The 17513-nt window shown below is 67.0% G+C and carries 16 protein-coding genes; 9 read left to right on the plus strand and 7 right to left on the minus strand.

All coding sequences use genetic code 11. From position 1 onward, the window contains the following. Positions 1-4: 4 nt before the first annotated feature. The 4 genes from C936_RS0102180 (at position 5) to ubiD (ending at position 4959) form a co-directional block, all read left to right on the plus strand. Entirely contained in the window at positions 5-535 is a 531-nt protein-coding gene (locus C936_RS0102180) for a hypothetical protein (protein ID WP_018175069.1), read from the plus strand. 114 nt (positions 536-649) lie between these two features. Further along, the gene (locus C936_RS0102185) at positions 650-2698 is read left to right on the plus strand and encodes a M3 family metallopeptidase (RefSeq protein WP_018175070.1); all 2049 of its coding nucleotides are present in this window, start codon (positions 650-652) and stop codon (positions 2696-2698) included. After that, positions 2695-3462, plus strand: coding sequence for an exodeoxyribonuclease III (gene xth / locus C936_RS0102190; RefSeq protein ID WP_018139753.1), 768 nt, complete (start codon positions 2695-2697; stop codon positions 3460-3462). Before C936_RS0102185 ends, xth begins: the two co-directional genes overlap by 4 nt. Before the next feature lie 33 nt (positions 3463-3495). Next, positions 3496-4959 (plus strand): 4-hydroxy-3-polyprenylbenzoate decarboxylase, encoded by a 1464-nt coding sequence (ubiD, locus tag C936_RS0102195; protein WP_018139754.1) that lies wholly within the window; start codon positions 3496-3498, stop codon positions 4957-4959. A 25-nt stretch (positions 4960-4984) separates the two neighbouring features. Here ubiD and C936_RS0102200 read toward each other — a convergent pair whose 3' ends face one another. After that, positions 4985-5557: a hypothetical protein gene (locus C936_RS0102200; RefSeq protein WP_018175071.1), complete on the minus strand. Its 573-nt coding sequence runs from the start codon at positions 5555-5557 to the stop codon at positions 4985-4987. A gap of 158 nt (positions 5558-5715) precedes the next feature. Here C936_RS0102200 and C936_RS0102205 point away from each other — a divergent pair, with 158 nt between their 5' ends. Next, positions 5716-6744, plus strand: coding sequence for a CDP-6-deoxy-delta-3,4-glucoseen reductase (locus tag C936_RS0102205; protein WP_018175072.1), 1029 nt, complete (start codon positions 5716-5718; stop codon positions 6742-6744). A 19-nt stretch (positions 6745-6763) separates the two neighbouring features. Here the strand turns inward: C936_RS0102205 and C936_RS0102210 are convergent, their stop codons facing one another. From C936_RS0102210 to C936_RS0102225, 4 genes are all read right to left on the minus strand, one after another. Then, positions 6764-7579 (minus strand): uroporphyrinogen-III synthase, encoded by an 816-nt coding sequence (locus C936_RS0102210; protein WP_012981427.1) that lies wholly within the window; start codon positions 7577-7579, stop codon positions 6764-6766. A gap of 2 nt (positions 7580-7581) precedes the next feature. Continuing rightward, the gene (gene hemC, locus C936_RS0102215) at positions 7582-8529 is read right to left on the minus strand and encodes a hydroxymethylbilane synthase (protein WP_081616836.1); all 948 of its coding nucleotides are present in this window, start codon (positions 8527-8529) and stop codon (positions 7582-7584) included. Between the two features lie 94 nt (positions 8530-8623). Next, entirely contained in the window at positions 8624-9349 is a 726-nt protein-coding gene (locus C936_RS0102220) for a LytTR family DNA-binding domain-containing protein (RefSeq protein ID WP_018175074.1), read from the minus strand. Then, complete coding sequence (locus C936_RS0102225) at positions 9339-10379, minus strand: sensor histidine kinase (RefSeq protein ID WP_018175075.1); 1041 nt, start codon at positions 10377-10379, stop codon at positions 9339-9341. Before C936_RS0102225 ends, C936_RS0102220 begins: the two co-directional genes overlap by 11 nt. A gap of 107 nt (positions 10380-10486) precedes the next feature. Here C936_RS0102225 and argH point away from each other — a divergent pair, with 107 nt between their 5' ends. After that, on the plus strand, positions 10487-11923 hold the full coding sequence (argH, locus tag C936_RS0102230) for an argininosuccinate lyase (protein WP_018175076.1): 1437 nt from the start codon (positions 10487-10489) through the stop codon (positions 11921-11923). A gap of 49 nt (positions 11924-11972) precedes the next feature. Here the strand turns inward: argH and C936_RS0102235 are convergent, their stop codons facing one another. Further along, entirely contained in the window at positions 11973-12476 is a 504-nt protein-coding gene (locus C936_RS0102235) for a hypothetical protein (protein WP_018175077.1), read from the minus strand. A gap of 139 nt (positions 12477-12615) precedes the next feature. On the opposite strand from C936_RS0102235, the gene C936_RS0102240 reads away from it, so the two are divergent. After that, positions 12616-14118: a YdiU family protein gene (locus C936_RS0102240; protein ID WP_018175078.1), complete on the plus strand. Its 1503-nt coding sequence runs from the start codon at positions 12616-12618 to the stop codon at positions 14116-14118. A gap of 42 nt (positions 14119-14160) precedes the next feature. Here C936_RS0102240 and C936_RS0102245 read toward each other — a convergent pair whose 3' ends face one another. Beyond that, on the minus strand, positions 14161-14649 hold the full coding sequence (locus C936_RS0102245; RefSeq protein WP_018175079.1) for a universal stress protein: 489 nt from the start codon (positions 14647-14649) through the stop codon (positions 14161-14163). A 247-nt stretch (positions 14650-14896) separates the two neighbouring features. Between C936_RS0102245 and C936_RS0102250 the strand changes: the two genes are divergently transcribed. Beyond that, positions 14897-16402: a SulP family inorganic anion transporter gene (locus C936_RS0102250; protein WP_018175080.1), complete on the plus strand. Its 1506-nt coding sequence runs from the start codon at positions 14897-14899 to the stop codon at positions 16400-16402. Positions 16403-16590: 188 nt separating this feature from the next. Beyond that, positions 16591-17319: a rhomboid family intramembrane serine protease gene (locus tag C936_RS0102255; protein ID WP_018649136.1), complete on the plus strand. Its 729-nt coding sequence runs from the start codon at positions 16591-16593 to the stop codon at positions 17317-17319. The last annotated feature ends 194 nt before the right edge of the window (positions 17320-17513 follow it).

The following is a 17513-nucleotide window of genomic DNA, read 5'->3' on the forward strand; positions in this document are numbered from 1 at the left end:
CCGGATGGCGATCTTCGTCATCGTCACGATCGCCGGGCTCGTGGGTCTGACTCTGGGCATTGCGCGCTTGTACTCCCATCTGGCCGTCCAGGAACGCCAAGTGGTCGGCACCTGGGATCAACTGGAGCGCCTTCTTGTGCAGCGCAACGGCCACTTGCAGAAGGTCTGCATCCAAGCTGACAGCGGACCACCGGCCGTCCAGGATCTGCACCGATCCTTGCAGCGTCAGGAGACGGCTCGTCGCCGGGGCGACCTGACCACCGTCGCCGAAGCGGAGCGCGAAATCCGCGCCCTGTGGGACTCGATAGACCAACAACCTATTGATATTAATAGAGAAAGTTTGGACGAGTCGACGCGACGGGTCGTCGCTCTGGATCAGGCCATTCGCGACACCCTGATTCGCTATAACGCCGCCCTGCAGACGTATCGGCACACCTGCCGCTCGCCCTTCTACGCACCGCTCGCCTGGCTCGCCGGAATGGGCCGTTACACACCCTTGCAGCCCCCATCCTCCGATCCGGACAACCCTGCCTAGCCTTTCCAGCACCCTCCAGCGACCGGTTCGATGGAGTCTCGCAACGGCGGAACACCCTCCCGGGCCTGTGGTCCGAATGGCATAATTCCCGTCCTACTCGAATCTGGAGTCCCCGTGACCAACCCTCTGCTGCAAACGGATCGCCTGCCCGCGTTTCGATCCATCGTCCCGGCACACGTTCTCCCCGCTATCGACACCGTCCTTCAGGAGAATCGCGACGGGATCGAACAGCTCGTCGCCCAGGCTGGCGACGCCCCGACCTGGGACGGACTTGTGGCGCCTTTGCAGCACCTGGATGCCCGTCTCTCTCAGGTATGGGCACCGGTCGGGCACTTGAATGCGGTGATGAACAGTCCGGAGCTGCGCCAGGCATACAATGCCTGCCTGCCCAAGTTGTCCGAGTTTGGGAGCTGGGTGTCGCAGCATCAGGGGCTGTATGCCGCCTTTCGCCGCCTGGCCGATGGCCCGGAATACCCCCAGCTCGCGCCCGAGCGACGCAAGGTGATTGATGACGCCCTGCGTGATTTCCACCTCAGTGGTGTCGATCTCCCCGAGGATGCGCGCGCCCGCTTGCGGGAAATCGATGCCCGTCTGTCCGCACTCACGGCGCGATTCGAGGAGAACGTCCTCGATGCGACCCAGTCCTGGACCTGGCAGACCGACAATCAGGACGAACTTGTCGGCATACCCGCAGCAGAACAGGCCATGTTGGCCCAGAACGCCCGCGCCCACGAGCAGACCGGTTACGTCGTCACACTGGATTTCCCAAGCTATTTCGCGGTGATGAGCCATGCTGACAACCGCCAGCTTCGCCGCCGCGTCTACGAGGCCTTCGCGACCCGCGCATCTGACCAGGGCCCCGATGAAGGTCGCTTCGACAACAGCGAGGTCATGGTCGAAATCCTCCAGCTGCGGGAGGAGAAGGCGCGCATCACGGGGTTTGCGCACTACGCGGAGCGCTCACTGGCGACCAAGATGGCCGAGAACGCCGGTCAGGTCGATACCTTTCTGCAGGACCTCGCCCAGCGGGCACGTCCCCGGGCCGAACAGGATCTGGACGGGCTGCGTGCCTTCGCCCGCGATGAGCTCGGGCTCGACTCCCTGGAAGCCTGGGATATGGCCTATGCCGCCGAGAAGATGCGTGAGCGGCGTCTTGGACTGAGCCAGGAAATGCTCAAGCCCTATTTCCCCGCCAGCCAGGCGGTGGAAGGCCTGTTTCGCCTGGTCGAGCGCCTGTTCGGCGTGCATTTCGAGGCCGACCCGACCGTCGAAAGCTGGCATGACGACGTTCGCTACTATCGCGTCGTTGACGCGAACGGCGTCGAACGTGCGGGTTTCTACTTTGATCTCTACGCCCGCAAGAACAAGCGAGGCGGTGCCTGGATGGATGTCTGCCGCCAGCGTTTTGTCTCGGCAGAGGCCCAGCAGGTCCCGGTCGCCTTCATGACCTGCAACTCCACCCCGCCCGTGGATGGCAAGCCTGCGCTGTTTACCCACGACGAGGTGATCACCCTGTTCCACGAGTTCGGCCATGGCCTCCACCACATGCTCACACGCGTGAACGAGCCCGAGATCGCCGGGATCAATGGCGTCGAGTGGGACGCCGTCGAACTGCCAAGCCAGTTCATGGAGAACTGGTGCTGGGAGCGCGAGGCCCTGGATCTGTTCGCCCTTCATTACGAGACCGGCGAGCCCATGCCGGATGACCTCTATCAGCGCCTCGTCGATACCCGCCACTTCCATGCCGCGCTGCAGCTCCTGCGACAGGTCGAGTTCTCCCTGTTCGATATGCGCCTGCACGCGGGGCCGGCACCCGACAGCGCCCAGGCCATCCTCGACCTCCTGGAGACGGTGCGTGACGAGGTCGCGGTGGTCCGTCCGCCGGCGTTCAACCGCTTCCCCCATGGCTTTGCCCATATCTTTGCCGGAGGCTATGCGGCGGGTTACTACAGCTACAAGTGGGCGGAGGTCCTGTCCGCCGATGCCTTTGCACGATTCGAGGAAGAGGGTCTGTTCTCGCCCGAGGTCGGTGCAGCCTATCTGCGCGAGATCCTGGAGGTCGGAGCCTCTCGTCCAGCCGCCGACTCCTTCCGGGCCTTCCGCGGTCGTGACCCCGAGATCGACGCCCTGCTGCGGCACAGCGGACTGGAGAACGCCGCGTGAAGATCGCCAGCTGGAACGTCAACTCCCTGAAGGTCCGCCTGCCCCAGGTCCTCGACTGGCTGGGTAGCTCGCGCACGGACATCCTCGCCTTGCAGGAAACCAAGCTAACCGACGAGAACTTCCCGGTCAGTGCGATCCAGGATGCCGGTTACGAGGTGGTCTACTCCGGCCAGAAGACCTACAACGGCGTGGCCATCCTCTCGCGTACACAGGCAACGGACGTCGTCACTGATCCGCCGGGGCTGGAGGACGCCCAGCGCCGCATCCTGGCGGCCACGATCGGCGATATCCGTATCGTGAACCTCTATGTGGTGAACGGCGAAAATGTCGGGACCGAAAAGTACGCCTACAAGCTCGACTGGCTGGCACGCATGCGCGCCTGGCTGGCCGCCGAGATCGAGACCTACCCGAACCTCGTGGTGCTGGGCGATTTCAACATCGCCCCGGAAGACCGCGACGTGCACGACCCCGAGGCCTGGCACGAGCGTATCCTGTGCTCGACCCCGGAACGGGAGGCCCTGGCGGCCCTCACGGACCTTGGTCTCGCGGACACCTTCCGAGCGTTCGAGCAGCCGGAAGAGGAATTCTCCTGGTTCGATTACCGCGCCGCTTCCTTCCGGCGCAACCGCGGCCTTCGGATTGACCTGGTCCTCGCCAGCCCCGCACTGCAAAAACGCCTGACCGCTGCCGGGATCGACCGCGAGCCCCGCGGCTGGGAACGGCCCTCCGACCACGCCCCCGTCTGGGCCGAATTCAGCGACTAGGCCCGGCCGACGGCCGCGCCCTGGGAGACACCTTTGAAATACAGGGACCTGCGTGACTTCATCGACGGGCTAGAGGCCCGCGGCGAGCTCAAGCGCATCACCACCGAGATCGACCCGAACCTCGAGATGACCGAGATCGCCGATCGTGTCCTGCGCGCCGGCGGACCCGCGTTGCTGTTCGAGAACCCCAAGGGTTCCGATATCCCGGTCCTGGCTAACCTGTTCGGCACGCCGGAACGGGTGGCCATGGGCATGGGCGAGGACTCGGTCGAGGCCCTGCGCGAGGTCGGCCGGCTGCTGGCCTTTCTCAAGCAGCCGGACCCGCCCAAGGGCCTGAAGGCGGCCTGGGAACAGCTGCCTGTGTTTCGCAAGGTGCTCGACATGGCGCCCAAGAAGACGCGCGGGGCCGCCTGCCAGCGCCATGTGATCGAAGGCGACGACGTGGACCTGTCCACCCTGCCGGTGCAGACCTGCTGGCCGGGGGATGCCGGGCCGCTGATCACCTGGGGCCTGGTCGTGACCCGCGGGCCGGAGAAGTCGCGGCAGAACCTCGGCATCTACCGTCAGCAGGTGATCGGCCGCAACCGTGTGATCATGCGCTGGCTGTCGCATCGCGGGGGCGCGCTGGACTACCGGGAATGGTGCCAGGCCCATCCAGGTGAGCCGTTCCCCATTGCGGTGGCCCTGGGGGCCGATCCTGCGACCATCCTCGGCGCGGTCACACCCGTGCCGGATACGCTGTCGGAATACGCCTTTGCCGGGCTGCTGCGCGGCAGCCGCACGGAGGTCACCCGCTGCATCGGCTCCGATCTCGAGGTCCCGGCATCCGCCGAGTTCGTGCTGGAGGGCCATATCCACCCCGGCGAAACCGCGCCCGAGGGCCCGTTCGGCGATCACACGGGGTACTACAACGAGGTGGACGAGTTCCCGGTGTTCACCATCGACCGTATCACCCACCGTGAACAGCCGATCTATCACTCCACCTATACCGGGCGTCCGCCCGATGAACCGGCGGTCCTGGGGGTTGCCCTGAACGAGGTCTTCATCCCGATCCTGCAGAAGCAGTTTCCGGAGATTGTGGACTTCTACCTGCCGCCGGAGGGCTGTTCCTACCGCATGGCGGTGGTCTCCATGCGCAAGCAGTACCCCGGCCACGCGAAGCGCGTGATGATGGGGGTGTGGTCGTTCCTGCGCCAGTTCATGTATACAAAATTCGTGATCGTCGTCGATGATGACGTGAACACGCGCGAGTGGAACGATGTAATCTGGGCGATTACCACGCGCATGGACCCTGCGCGTGACACGACGCTGGTGGAGAACACGCCGATCGACTACCTGGATTTCGCCTCGCCAGTCTCTGGGCTGGGCTCCAAGATGGGTATGGACGCGACCTCCAAGTGGCCGGGCGAGACCGATCGCGAGTGGGGCCGACCGATCACCATGGATCCGGCCGTACGTGAGCGGGTGGATGCCCTCTGGGACGAGCTGGGGCTGTAGCCGTCGCCACAGCCCCGCCCGGCCCCTAGTTGCCCAGGTGTGCGCCGTCCTCGGGTAGCCGCACCCAGGCCGCGATGTCGGCGCCCATGGCCCGTACCGTGCGACCCATCACCGCGCAGCTGCCCTTGAACCCGCCGAATGCCCCGCCGCCAGACACCCGGCGTGAGGTGAAGTCAGCCACCGCCTCGCCGTTCTCGTACAGCGTGCCCTCGGCCTCCGCCAGGGACCGGTGTCCGGACCAGGCGCTGCCGTCATTGCGGGCCTGGGTGATCTCCACCACCAGTACCTTTCCAGCATCCCCGGGGCTCACGTCCGCGCCGGATTCCACGCGGACATCATGGCGAGCCCCGAACTCCTGCACGAAGCCGGGGAAGCGCTCCTCCAGCTCGCATTCGCGGCGAATGGCTTCGGACACCGTTGCATCGTCGCTGTAGGCGAACCGCTCCGGGACCGCGACGATCACCTCCGGATCGGTGACCTCGGCAGCGGCTTCGGCCCCTGCATCGGTCGCCGTGTCACGGGTTTCGTTGGCTGCACATCCGCCCAGAACCATCACCCCGACGGCGGCCAGTGCGGCTGTCCATTTTTCTCCTTGCATTCCTTTCTCCCTGCCTGTGATTGGCGCCCCCGAGTCTGCCCTATCCCGTCCATGGAATGCACCCCGGGACCGCTACATGCGGCTTCCGGGGTTGCTTGCGTTCGCCCGGACCGTGGAGACAATAGGCCCCCTTGTTGGACCAGCAGCGGGAGCAGCGCATGGCCTTTGACGTGATCATCCAGCCCAGCGGGCAGCAACTCGAGGTCGAAGACGACGAGACCGTACTCGAGGCCGCGTTGCGCCAGGGGTTTGCGTTTCCCTATGGCTGCCGTAACGGCGCCTGCGGATCCTGCAAGGGGCGCGTCCTCGCGGGCGAAGTGGACCACGGGCCGAAAAAGCCGCCGGGCATTACCGAGGCCGAACTGGCCGATGGCTGGGCCCTGTTCTGCCAGGCGGTCCCGGTGGATGACCTGGAGATCGAGGTGCGCGAGATCGGCGCGGCCAAGGATATCGTCGTGAAGACGCTGCCCTGTCGTGTCGCGCAGCTGAACCGCCTGGCCGACGATGTCATGGAGCTGCGTCTTCAGCTCCCCGCAACCGAGCGCATGCAGTTCCTCGCCGGACAGTACCTGGATGTCCTGCTCAAGGGCGGCGGGCGCCGTAGCTACTCGCTGGCCAATGCCCCGCATGACGACGAACAGCTGGTCCTGCATGTGCGCAACCTGGAGGGTGGGCGCTTCTCGAAGATGGTGTTCGAGGAGATGCAGCCCAAGGCGCTGTTACGGATCGAGGGGCCGCTCGGCACGTTCTTTGTCGACGAGGAATCGGAGCGGCCGCGCCTGTTCGTTTGTGGTGGCACGGGCTTCGGCCCGCTCAAGGGGATGCTGGACCATCTGGCGGTCGAGGGCTTCGACCGCCCGCACCACCTGTTCTGGGGCGCGCGCAGTGCAGAAGGGATTTACGCCCCCGATTGGCTCGGCCGCATGAGCGCCGAACACGGTGAGCATTTTCGCTTTACGCCGGTGCTCTCCGATGTGCCGGCGGACACGGCGGGCGGGTTCCCGGCTGTCGCGGGCTGGCCACACGATGCGGTACTGGCCGAATACCCCGACCTGTCCGGCTTCGATGTCTACATGGCCGGTCCGCCGGCGATGATCGAGGCGGCGACCAATGCCTTCCTCGCCGCGGGCCTGCCGACCGAACAGCTCTACTACGACAGCTTCGAGCCGGCCGCGCCCCACGAATAGGGGCGCGCGACCCCGCTGATCAGCTGGTCGCGAGTTGCGCGGCCAGGCGGTGCACCGCCTGCTGCATCGCGGCGTCAGTCGGGTCCTCTGCGACCTCTACGGCGGCCTTGAACCCCAGCTCGTGGGCGATCTCGCCGATCCGTTCGGAACCCACCACCAGCGGTGTCTTGCGCAGCCACATGCGCCCGAGCTTGCCGACCATCTCGTAGAGATTGCGCAGCCCCTCGCCACTGGTGATCGTGATGATGTCGATCTGGTCGCGCGAGAACGCATACATCAGCGCGCCGGTATCGCCCTCCGGGCGCCCGCGCCGATAGGCCTCGGCAAAGGTGACCTCCGCGCCGCGCGACTTCAGCGTATCGCCGAGGTATTCGCGCCCGCCGTCGCCGCGAAAGATCACCACGCGCTGGCCGGCCACGTCCTGCATCGCCGGCTGTTCCAGCAACGCCTCGCTGTCGAAGCGCCGCGGCGGGGCGATATCCACGTTCAGCCCGAAGCCCTTCAGCTCCTTCGCGGTGCGGTTGCCGATGGCTGCGATTCGCGTCCCTTCGGGCCAGGTGCGGTCGGCCAGCGCCAGGTTCAGCACCCGCTGCACCGCGTTCGGGCTGATAAAGACCGCAATATCGAAATTATCCAGCTGATTCAGTACCGCGCGCAGGTCGGTCGGGTCGCTGGGCGCCAGGATCTCCAGCACCGGAAAGCGGATCACCTCGGCGCCATCGCCAGCCAGCAAGGTGCAGAACTCCTCTGCCTGCGCCGCCGGCCGCGTGACCAGGATCCCGCAGCCGTTCAGGGGGCCGTCCGCGGTGGGCTTCATGATATCCAGCTCGGCCATTTTCAGGATCCTTTCGTGGAGGCTGCGTTCTCGGCGTGGGCGGCGGCCAGCAGCTCGCCAGCCCCCAGTTCCAGCAGTTGTTCGGCCAGCTGTACCCCGAGGGCCTCCGCGTCGCCGCGCGGCCCTTCCACCTGCCGTCGCAGGAGCTGGCTGCCATCGACGGCGCCGACCAGACCGTCCAGGTGGAGCCGGTCGCCGTCCAGGGTTGCGTGGGCGGCCAGAGGGACCTGGCAGCCGCCCTCCAGGCGGCGATTGAACGCGCGTTCTGCACGCACGCGGTCGGAGGTGTCGCGGTCGTTCAGGGGTGCGATCAGCGCCGCGATCTCCGGGTCGTTCTCGCGGCACTCGATGGCGATTGCCCCCTGGCCCACCGCCGGCAGGCTGACAGCCGGTTCCAGCCGGGCGCGGATGCGCTCGTCGAACCCAAGGCGCTTCAGTCCGGCCGCCGCCAGCAGGATCGCGTCGTACTCGCCGGCATCCAGCTTGCCCAGCCGGGTGTTCACGTTGCCGCGCAGATCGGTGATCTTCAGGTCCGGCCGCCGTGCCCGCAGCTGGCACTGCCGGCGCAGGCTGGACGAACCCACGCGCGCGCCCTGGGGCAGCTCGTCGACATGGGTATAGGTGTTGGAGACGAACGCATCCAGCGGATCTTCCCGATCGAGGATCACCGGTAGCACCAGGTCCGCCGGCAGCTCCATGGGCACGTCCTTGACCGAATGGACCGCGATGTCCGCACGATCCTCCAGCATTGCGACCTCCAGCTCCTTCACGAACAGCCCCTTGCCGCCGATACGGGCCAGCGGGGAGTCGAGCACGCGATCGCCCTGGGTCGTCATGCCGACCAGTTCCACCGGAAGATCCGGGTGCAGGCCCCGCAGGCGCGCGGCGACATGTTCCGCCTGCCACATGGCGAGCGGGCTTTTTCGAGTGGCGATACGCAGGGGTTTCATGCGGGGTCCGGCGGCTGGAGAATAAAGCGCCGTAGTATAACGGTTTCGGCGCAGTGGCCCGAACCCTCCCGGATCCAGGGGCTGTCGCTTCTTGCTATGCCAGATTGCCGCGCAGGAAGGCCCTCACCTGTGGCAGCTGACGGCGACTGACGGCCACCGGATCGACGTGGCCGTGAAACAGCAGGCGGTGATCGGCCGGGCCGCGTGTCTCCAGCCCCCGGATCGCCGTGCGCACCACCAGGCAGCCCCGGCGCACGCACAGGAGGGCATCGCCGAACCGGGATTCCAGTTCGTGCAGTCGTGTATCTACAAACCCCTCGAGCTGTTCACCGCGCGCAATCACATAGCCGTCTTCGGCCGTGAAGTAGGCGATACGGTCCAGGGCCACGCGTTCCTCGCGCCGCCCGATGGTCAGGCGAACCGTCCGTGGAGCGGGTGCCGAAGAGCCGGCCTTGTGCCGGGCCGCGCGCTCCAGGGCCTGGGTCAGGCGCTCGCCGCGCACGGGCTTGAGCACGTAGTCGCGCACGCCGGCCTCGAAGGCGTCCAGGCTGAACTGCTCGTGTGCGGTGACCAGGATCACCATCAGGTCGGGTCGCCGGGCGCCGATCTCGGCGGCCAGCTCCATGCCCGACTCACCGGGCATCTCGACATCCAGCAGCACCAGATCGGGTGCCTCGCGGGTGATGGCGTCGCGTGCGCTGATCGCCTCGGCCGCCTGGCCAATCACCTGATGTCCGGCGTCGTTGACCATCCCGGCCAGGCGCTGACGCGCAATCGGTTCGTCGTCCACGATCAGGACGCGCAAGGCTTCACTCGACATGTTGATTCCCCCGTTCCAGTGGCAGGCGAATGCGGACTTCGAACTCGCGCTTCCGGGCCACGGTTTCGAAGCGACACCGATCACCAAACGCATGGTGCAGGCGCAGGCGCACGGCCTCGCTGGCGGTGCCGGTCCCCTCGCTGTGTGCCTCCGGGTCGACGCTGTTGGTCAGCGACAGCATCACTGTGCCGGAGTCGAGCCGACAGCGAACGCGCACGAAGCCGGGACCCCGGGCCGGCCCGATCCCGTGCTGGATCGCGTTTTCCGCCAGCGGCTGCAGGATCAGGGTGGGCACGCTGACGTCCAGACCGGCCTGGTCCGGGCAGTCCCATTCCACCTCCAGGCGTTCGCCAAACCGCGTCTGCTCGATATTCAGGAAGGCTCGCACCAGCTCCAGCTCCGCGCGCAGGGACTGGCGATCCGCGGTCGCGAAGGTGGCGCGAAAGAGATCGGCCAGATCCAGCGTGATCTGTTCCGCGCGCGCGGGTTCGCTGCGGCACAGCCCGGCAATGGTGTTCATGCTGTTGTAGAGAAAGTGCGGCCGCAGCCGCGCGCGCATCGCCTGCTCGCGGGCGCGGGAGACGGCCTGGGTCTCGCGCTGCCAGGCCGCCTGCAGGTAGAGGTAATGCATCGCCACCAGGCTCAGGATCGTGGCCACCGCGATCGCCGGCCAGCGCCAGGCCGGATCGGCCAGCTGCAGGCCCTCGGCCCCCAGAAAGACCGCCGCCGTGTTGGCGATTGGCACCAGCGGGGGCAGGACGATCTGGCCCCACAGGGGCAGGCGCACCAGCAGCCGCTTGCCGGCGCACAGGATCAGCAGGCTGGTCAGCGCGACCCAGAAGATGAACAGCGCATGCAGGGCGAGCCCCGGCACCCAGTCCTGCCCGCCCCCGCGCAGCAGGGTCACCGCCAGGGCCAGCAGTACCGCGACCATCAGCACGCGCAACAGCGTCTCGGCGCTGCAGAAATCCGGCAGCGGCGATTGTTTCGCCAGTTCGGTGGTCTCGTCGTCCGGCGCAGGTGCCTTCACGACCCGTCTCCCCTCCGGGTGCCGTCCATCCTTGTATTTGGTCGGGGGACACTGTGCCGCGTCTCCCTTATACTTCCGTGTCTTTCCAACCCGGTTCAGGGTGCACCATGACGCAGGATTCCGCACGCGACAAGCCACAGGCCCCGGCCCCCGAGGGCGAGGCCAAGCTCTGGGGCGGCCGTTTCTCCGAACCCACCGATGCCTTTGTCGAACGCTTTACCGCCTCGGTCGAGTTCGACCAGCGCCTGTACCGGGAGGATATCCAGGGATCGCAGGCGCATGCGCGCATGCTGGCCAAGGTCGGCGTCCTGACCGACGCCGAGGCCGAACAGATCGTGCAGGGGCTGGACGCCATCCGCGACGAGATCGCCGCCGGCGCGTTCGACTGGCAGATCGGCCGCGAAGACGTGCACATGAACATCGAGGCGCGGCTGATCGAGCGGATCGGTGACGTCGGCAAGAAGCTGCACACCGGCCGTTCGCGCAACGACCAGGTGGCGACCGACATCCGCCTGTGGCTGCGCGCCGCCATCGACGACATCCTGAGCCTTGTCCGGGCCTACCAGCGCGGGCTGGTGGATCTGGCCGAGCGCGAGGCCGAGACGGTGATGCCCGGCTTTACCCATCTGCAGACCGCGCAGCCGGTCACCTTCGGGCACCACATGCTGGCCTGGTACGAGATGCTGGAGCGCGATGCCCAGCGCCTGGTCGACTGCCGCGCGCGGGTCAATGTCCTTCCGCTGGGAGCGGCCGCGCTGGCCGGGACACCGTATCCGCTGGATCGCGAGTACACCGCCGAGCTGCTGGGCTTTGACGGGGTGACGCGCAACTCGCTGGACGCGGTCTCGGATCGCGACTTCGCGATCGAATTCACCGCCGCCGCGGCGACGCTGATGATGCACCTGTCGCGCCAGGCCGAGGAACTGATCCTCTGGACCAGTGCGCAGTTCGCGTTCATCGACCTGCCGGACCGCTACTGCACCGGCTCGTCGATCATGCCGCAGAAGAAGAACCCGGACGTGCCCGAGCTGGTGCGTGGCAAGACCGGCCGGGTCTATGGCCACCTGATGTCCTTGCTGACCCTGATGAAGGGCCAGCCGCTCGCCTACAACAAGGACAATCAGGAGGACAAGGAACCGCTGTTCGACACCGTGGATACCTTGCTCGGCTCGCTGCGCGCGTTTGCCGACATGGTGCCCAACCTGGAGGTGCGTGCGGAGAACACCCTGGCCGCCACGCGCAAGGGCTTTGCCACGGCAACGGATCTTGCCGACTACCTGGTCGGGCGGGGTGTGGCCTTCCGTGATGCCCACGAGGTCGTGGGTCGTGCGGTACGGGTGGCGCAGGATCGTGGGGTCGATCTGGCGGAACTGCCGCTGGCCGACCTGCAGGCTATCAGCGACGCGGTGGGCGACGATGTTTACACGGTGCTGACGCCGGAGGGATCGGCCGCTGCTCGCAACCTGACCGGCGGCACGGCCCCGGAGCAGGTCCGGCGCCAGGTCGCGGTCGCCCGCCAGCACCTTGCGGGCACGATGGGCTGAGACACGATCGAGGTGGTGCGAAGGCGCACCACCTGATTTACCAGGATCGTCAGTAGGCCAGCGTCGAGTCGATCACTTCCCACATCACGTTACCGTGCACCACCTCGTAGCCGAGCAGGACCTGGCCATGGGCATCGTCGCCCTCGAAGTTCGCCAGTACCCAGCGGTGGTTCAGCAGGTGGATGCCGTCGGGCCGGAACGCAAAGCCCTCGTCACCCTCCGCCTCGTGCGGGATCAGCTCCGGATGTTCCATCAGATCTGCACGCAGGCGCTCCTCGGCGCGTGCCATGCCGCGGCGTTGCAGGTCCTGGATGTGCGCGTTCGTCAGGCCCAGTTCGACCGGGCGCGGAATCTCGTGCCGGGTGTATTCCTGTAGCTGCACCTGCGTCTGGTACAGCTCGCGCTGGGCCTCGGTCACATCCTGCTCCAGCCCGGTGGCACGGGCGATGTAGATGGCGAGGATGATGACGAAAAACAGCATGAAGCCCAGCCAGGCCAGGCGCTCGCTGTTCTTCAGGCCACTCTGATTCTTGTTGTCCTGCTCTTCGGTCACGAGTCTCCTCCCGGAAATGGGGCGTACGACATGGTCGCCGTGCCCGCGTGACGGAACACCCGGGCACTGTGGGCCCAAAGGTGCAAAATCGAATCGTCGCGCATCATAACGCCTGAAGCCGCGATCTGCCGAGGTATCGATGTCCCGCGCCGAAGCCCCAGCGCCCAGCACACCCGAACTGCAATGGGTGAACCGCTTTGCGAGCCTGCCGGAGGCCTTTTATGACCGTCCGGCGCCGGCCCCGTTCCCGGATGCCACGTGCCTGGCGACCAGCGCCGAGATGTGCCGGCGCCTGGGGCTGGCCGCGACCGACCTGGCCCGCCAGCCCTGGCTGGGGGCCTGCACCGAAGGACACCCGATGGAGGGCCCCGACCCGCTCGCCAGTGTCTATGCCGGGCATCAGTTCGGCGTCTTTGTCCCGCAGTTGGGGGACGGACGCGCAAAGCTGCTGGGCGAGGTTCGAACCACCTCCGGTGAGCACTGGGAACTGCAGGTGAAAGGGGCTGGCCGCACGCGCTATTCGCGCGGCGCCGACGGCCGCGCGGTACTGCGTTCCTCGATCCGCGAGTACCTGATCTCCGAGGCGATGGCCGCACTGGGCGTGCCGACCACCCGCGCGGTGGCCCTGTTCGGCTCCAGCCTGCAGGTCCTGCGCGAGCGCGTGGAACCGGGGGCGATCGTGCTGCGCGCGGCACCCAGCTTCCTGCGCTTCGGGCACTTCGAGTATTTCCACTACAGCGGCTACAGCGAACGCCTGCGCGAACTGATCGACTATGCGCTGGCGCACGACTATCCCGAGCTGGCGGACGCCGACGACCCGGTGGCCGCGATGCTCGAACAGGTGATCGCGAACACCGCCGAGATGATCGCCGACTGGCAGGCCGTCGGGTTTTGCCACGGGGTGATGAATACCGACAACATGAGCCTGCTGGGGCTGACCATCGACTATGGCCCGTTCGCGTTCCTGGATGCCTACGACCCGGGCTACATCTGCAACCACACCGACCAGGGCGGCCGCTACGCCTTCGACCAGCAGCCGGCGATCGCGCAGTGGAACCTGATCCGTCTGGCCGAGACCCTGGTAATCCATTTCCAGGACGCCACCCGCGAAGCCGCGATCGAGCGGGCCAAGGCACTTCTGGTGGACTTCATGCCCCGGTTCGAGCAGGCCTGGCTGACGCGCATGCGCGGGAAGCTGGGGCTGGTGGAGGAACGCGAAGGGGATCTGGAGCTGATCCACGACCTGCTGGCACGCATGGCCGCGGAGGGTGTCGACTACACGCGCTTCTTCCGCCAGCTGCCGGATCTGGAGCAGCCCGAGATCCGCGAACAGCTCGAGGCCGAGCTGGAGGACGCGACCGCCTGGCGCGGATGGTGGTCGCGCTATCAGGCGCGCCTGGAGACGGAGGCCCGCCCGTTCGAGGCACGCCGGGCGGCGATGAACGCGGTCAATCCGAAGTACATCCTGCGCAACCACCTGGCGCAGGCCGCGATCGAGCAGGCCGAGGCGGGCGATACCTCCGAGCTGCTGCGGCTGCAGGCCATTCTTGAGCGTCCGTTCGACGAGCAGCCCGAGCACGAGGCCTACGCGGACCTGCCGCCCGCCTGGGCCGCCGGCATCCAGCTGAGCTGCTCCTCCTGACGGTGCCCTGATCGGCCTTTGCGCTACGGCCCCTGGGAGGGCTTAGTTGACCGCGCCCTCGGGTGGCAGCTTCTCCTTCATCGAGTCGGACAGTGGCACGTCGTGCACGACCAGCACCGGCAGGCGGGCGTTGCGCACCAGCCATTCGGTCGCGGACCCGGAGAGCATGCTGGCGATCTGGCTGCGACCGCGCGTGCCCATCACGATCATGTCCGCACCCCATTCCTCGGCATGGCGGGAGATCTCCTCCGGCGCACTGCCAATGGCCACGGCGACCTCGTCGTCCGCCTCGGCCCACGCCTCGAGCTGTGCGCGGACCTTGTCTTCCGCGGAGTGACGCATGTCCTTCGCGTTCAGCGGCGAGGTGCCGGCGCCACTGAAGGCGCCGGCCGCGCTGGGCCCGGCCACATCAGAGGGCTTCATCACGTAGAGCAGGCGCTTCTTCGCCCCCGGGCAGTGCTGCCGCGCGACGGCCAGGGCCGCGGCGGAGGCAGGCGAGAAGTCGACGGCGATGATGACGCGCTGCAGCATGGGGATCCTCGGGCTGGTCGTGGGAAGGGCCTCGGCGAGACCCCACAGGGGGCGCGCGGTTCAGCGTCTTGGTGCGAGGTGCTAGACTTCGCCCCCTTTCGGCGGTTTCAGTCTGTACTGGCACCAGACCGCTTGCAACCGCGCCCGCCAGGGGTGGAACACCGGTGAGCCTCCCCTCGCACCTGTCCGCCCGCCAGTCCCGGCCCCGGTCGATACAGCGGCGCGCATCCGTATTGGGGATTCCCACGTGCAGCAGACCCTGAACGACTTCCTGCAACGCCAGCGCAAGATCTGGTTGTTCAATGTGCGCGCCGACCTGATCGCCGGGGTCGTGGTCGCGCTGGCCCTGATCCCGGAGGCGATCGCGTTCTCCATCATCGCCGGGGTCGACCCGAGCGTGGGCCTGTATGCCTCGTTCACCATGGCGGTGGTGATCGCCTTCGCCGGCGGGCGCCCCGGCATGATCTCGGCCGCGACCGGGGCGATGGCGCTGCTGATGGTCACGCTGGTAGCGGAACACGGGCTGCAGTACCTGCTGGCCGCGACCATCCTGACCGGGATCATCCAGATCCTGTTCGCCTGGGCAAAGCTCGCGCGCTACATGATGTTCATCCCGCGCACGGTGCTGGTCGGCTTCGTCAACGCGCTGGCGATCCTGATCTTCCTGTCCCAGGTGCCCTACCTGGTGGACGGCGACACCACCATGTGGGCGCTGGTCACCGCCGGGCTGCTCATCCTCTACGGCCTGCCGATGATCCCGGGCTACCCGAAGCTGCTGCCGCCGCCGCTGGTCGCGATCGTGGTGCTCAGCGTCCTGGTCTACTTCATGGGCCTGCCGACGCTCGAGGTCGGCGACATGGGCGAGCTGCCGGACGGCCTGCCGGTGTTCCTGTTCCCGGACATCCCGCTGAACTGGGAGACCCTGCAGATCATTTTCCCGACCGCCTTCGCGCTGGCGATCGTCGGCCTGCTGGAGTCGCTGCTGACCGCCTCCATCCTCGACGACCTGACCGACACGCCCTCCGGCAAGAACCGCGAGGCCCAGGGCCAGGGCATCGCCAACATCGTCACCGGCTGCTTCGGTGGCATGGCGGGCTGCGCGATGATTGGCCAGTCGGTAATCAACATCAAATCCGGCGGCCTGGGGCGCCTGTCCACGCTGTCGGCGGGCATCTTCCTGCTGATCTTCATCGTGTTCCTCGGTGACCTGGTCTCGATCATCCCGATGGCCGCGCTGGTCGCGGTGATGATCATGGTCTCCATCGCCACCTTCGACTGGGGCTCGCTGACCACCCTGCACAAGCTGCCGCGCACCGACGCCACCGTGCTGATCGTGACCGTCGGCACCACCGTGATCACCCACGACCTGTCGCTGGGCGTATTCGCCGGCGTGCTGCTCTCGGCGATCTTCTTCGCGCGCAAGATGGTCAAGGCCGTCGAAGTCACCAGTGCGCTGTCGGAGGACGGCCGGACTCGCATCTACACCGTGCGCGGCCAGCTGTTCTTCGTCGCCGTGGACAAGTTCATCGACAGCTTCGACTACCGCGAGGGCATCCACCACATCGAGATCGACCTGACGCGCGCCTCGCTATGGGACAGCTCGGCGGTGGCTGCCATCGACAAGGTCGTCGGCAAGTTCCGCCGCAACGGCATGGAGGTCGAAGTCAGGACGCCGCGTGGCGAGAGCGGCGAACTCCACGACAAGCTCGCGCAACACGACAAGGGCGCCGACCTGGGGCCGGGCGGGCACTAATGCCGCCACCGTCATTGCGAGGAGTGCAGCGACGAAGCAACCTCCCTCCGAAACCCTCGGACCCCGACACTGCGCAAGCTTCGGGAGGTTGCCGCGGCCCCTGCGGGACCTCGCAATGACGGTGCCCGTGGCGGCGCCGGGGGATGGGAGAGATTGGACCTCTTGTCCAGGCATGGCAGGCTAGGCGGATGATGAATCTTCGCCGGCCGGCGCCTCCGGCCGACCCCCGGGCCGAGCAGGAGCGGATTCGGCGTGCGCTGCTCTGGCCGATGCTGGGGGCCGCCGTCCTGATCGTGATCCACGCCCTGCACGACCTGCTGGGCGGGGACTGGTCGCGCCTGGGCATTCTGCCGCGCGACGCGGTCGGGGCGCTGGGCATCATCACCTCGCCGTTGATCCACGGCTCCTGGGGTCACCTGCTCGCCAATGTGCCGACCTTGTGGGTGCTCGGCATGCTCACGCTCTACGGCTTTCCGCGTGCCACGCGCGTTGCAGTCCCGCTGATCTGGCTGATGGGGGGCCTGGGTGTCTGGCTGTTCGCCCGCGAGGGGCTGCACATTGGCGCCTCGGGCCTGACCCACGGGCTGATGTTCTTTGCCGTGGTGATCGGGATCCGCCGGCGCGATGCGCTGTCCATCGCGGTGGCCATCATCATCCTGTTCCTCTACGGCAGCATGCTCTGGGGTGTCTTCCCCAGCGGCCCCAAGGTCTCGTTCGAAGCGCACCTGTTCGGCGCGGTCGTGGGTGCGGTCTGTGGCTGGTTCCTCTATCGTCGAGATCCGTTCCCGGTGTATCGGCGGCACGACTGGGAGGACGACGACCCCACCGACCCCGAGACCCTGCGCAAGATCGAACAGGGGCGGCTCGACGAGATCGAGCCGAAGGAACCGCCGGAGGGGCCTGGGCGGCGCGATTAGCCGGGCACCCTTTCTGGATGCCGTTCGTCGCGCTCGGTGCATCCCGCGACGTAGCGGCGACGGCGCTTCGTCGCACCGTCATTGCGAGGAGGCGAAGCCGACGAAGCAATCTCCCTCAGGAAGCACCGCATTGCCAGCGTTCGGAGATTGCCACGTCGGCTTCGCCTCCTCGCAATGACGGCTCAGGGTCCGGC

This window comes from Thioalkalivibrio sp. ALJ4, from assembly GCF_000377225.1.
Taxonomy (GTDB): domain Bacteria; phylum Pseudomonadota; class Gammaproteobacteria; order Ectothiorhodospirales; family Ectothiorhodospiraceae; genus Thioalkalivibrio.

What these genes read in the sequence shown, in the direction of transcription:
- C936_RS0102180 (WP_018175069.1), top strand. Translation starts at nt 5, where the DNA reads ATGGCGATCTTCGTCATCGTCACGATCGCCGGGCTCGTGGGTCTGACT.
- C936_RS0102200 (WP_018175071.1), bottom strand. Translation starts at nt 5,557, where the DNA reads ATGCAAGGAGAAAAATGGACAGCCGCACTGGCCGCCGTCGGGGTGATG.
- C936_RS0102205 (WP_018175072.1), top strand. Translation starts at nt 5,716, where the DNA reads ATGGCCTTTGACGTGATCATCCAGCCCAGCGGGCAGCAACTCGAGGTC.
- C936_RS0102210 (WP_012981427.1), bottom strand. Translation starts at nt 7,579, where the DNA reads ATGGCCGAGCTGGATATCATGAAGCCCACCGCGGACGGCCCCCTGAAC.
- hemC (WP_081616836.1), bottom strand. Translation starts at nt 8,529, where the DNA reads ATGAAACCCCTGCGTATCGCCACTCGAAAAAGCCCGCTCGCCATGTGG.
- C936_RS0102220 (WP_018175074.1), bottom strand. Translation starts at nt 9,349, where the DNA reads ATGTCGAGTGAAGCCTTGCGCGTCCTGATCGTGGACGACGAACCGATT.
- argH (WP_018175076.1), top strand. Translation starts at nt 10,487, where the DNA reads ATGACGCAGGATTCCGCACGCGACAAGCCACAGGCCCCGGCCCCCGAG.
- C936_RS0102240 (WP_018175078.1), top strand. Translation starts at nt 12,616, where the DNA reads ATGTCCCGCGCCGAAGCCCCAGCGCCCAGCACACCCGAACTGCAATGG.
- C936_RS0102245 (WP_018175079.1), bottom strand. Translation starts at nt 14,649, where the DNA reads ATGCTGCAGCGCGTCATCATCGCCGTCGACTTCTCGCCTGCCTCCGCC.
- C936_RS0102255 (WP_018649136.1), top strand. Translation starts at nt 16,591, where the DNA reads ATGATGAATCTTCGCCGGCCGGCGCCTCCGGCCGACCCCCGGGCCGAG.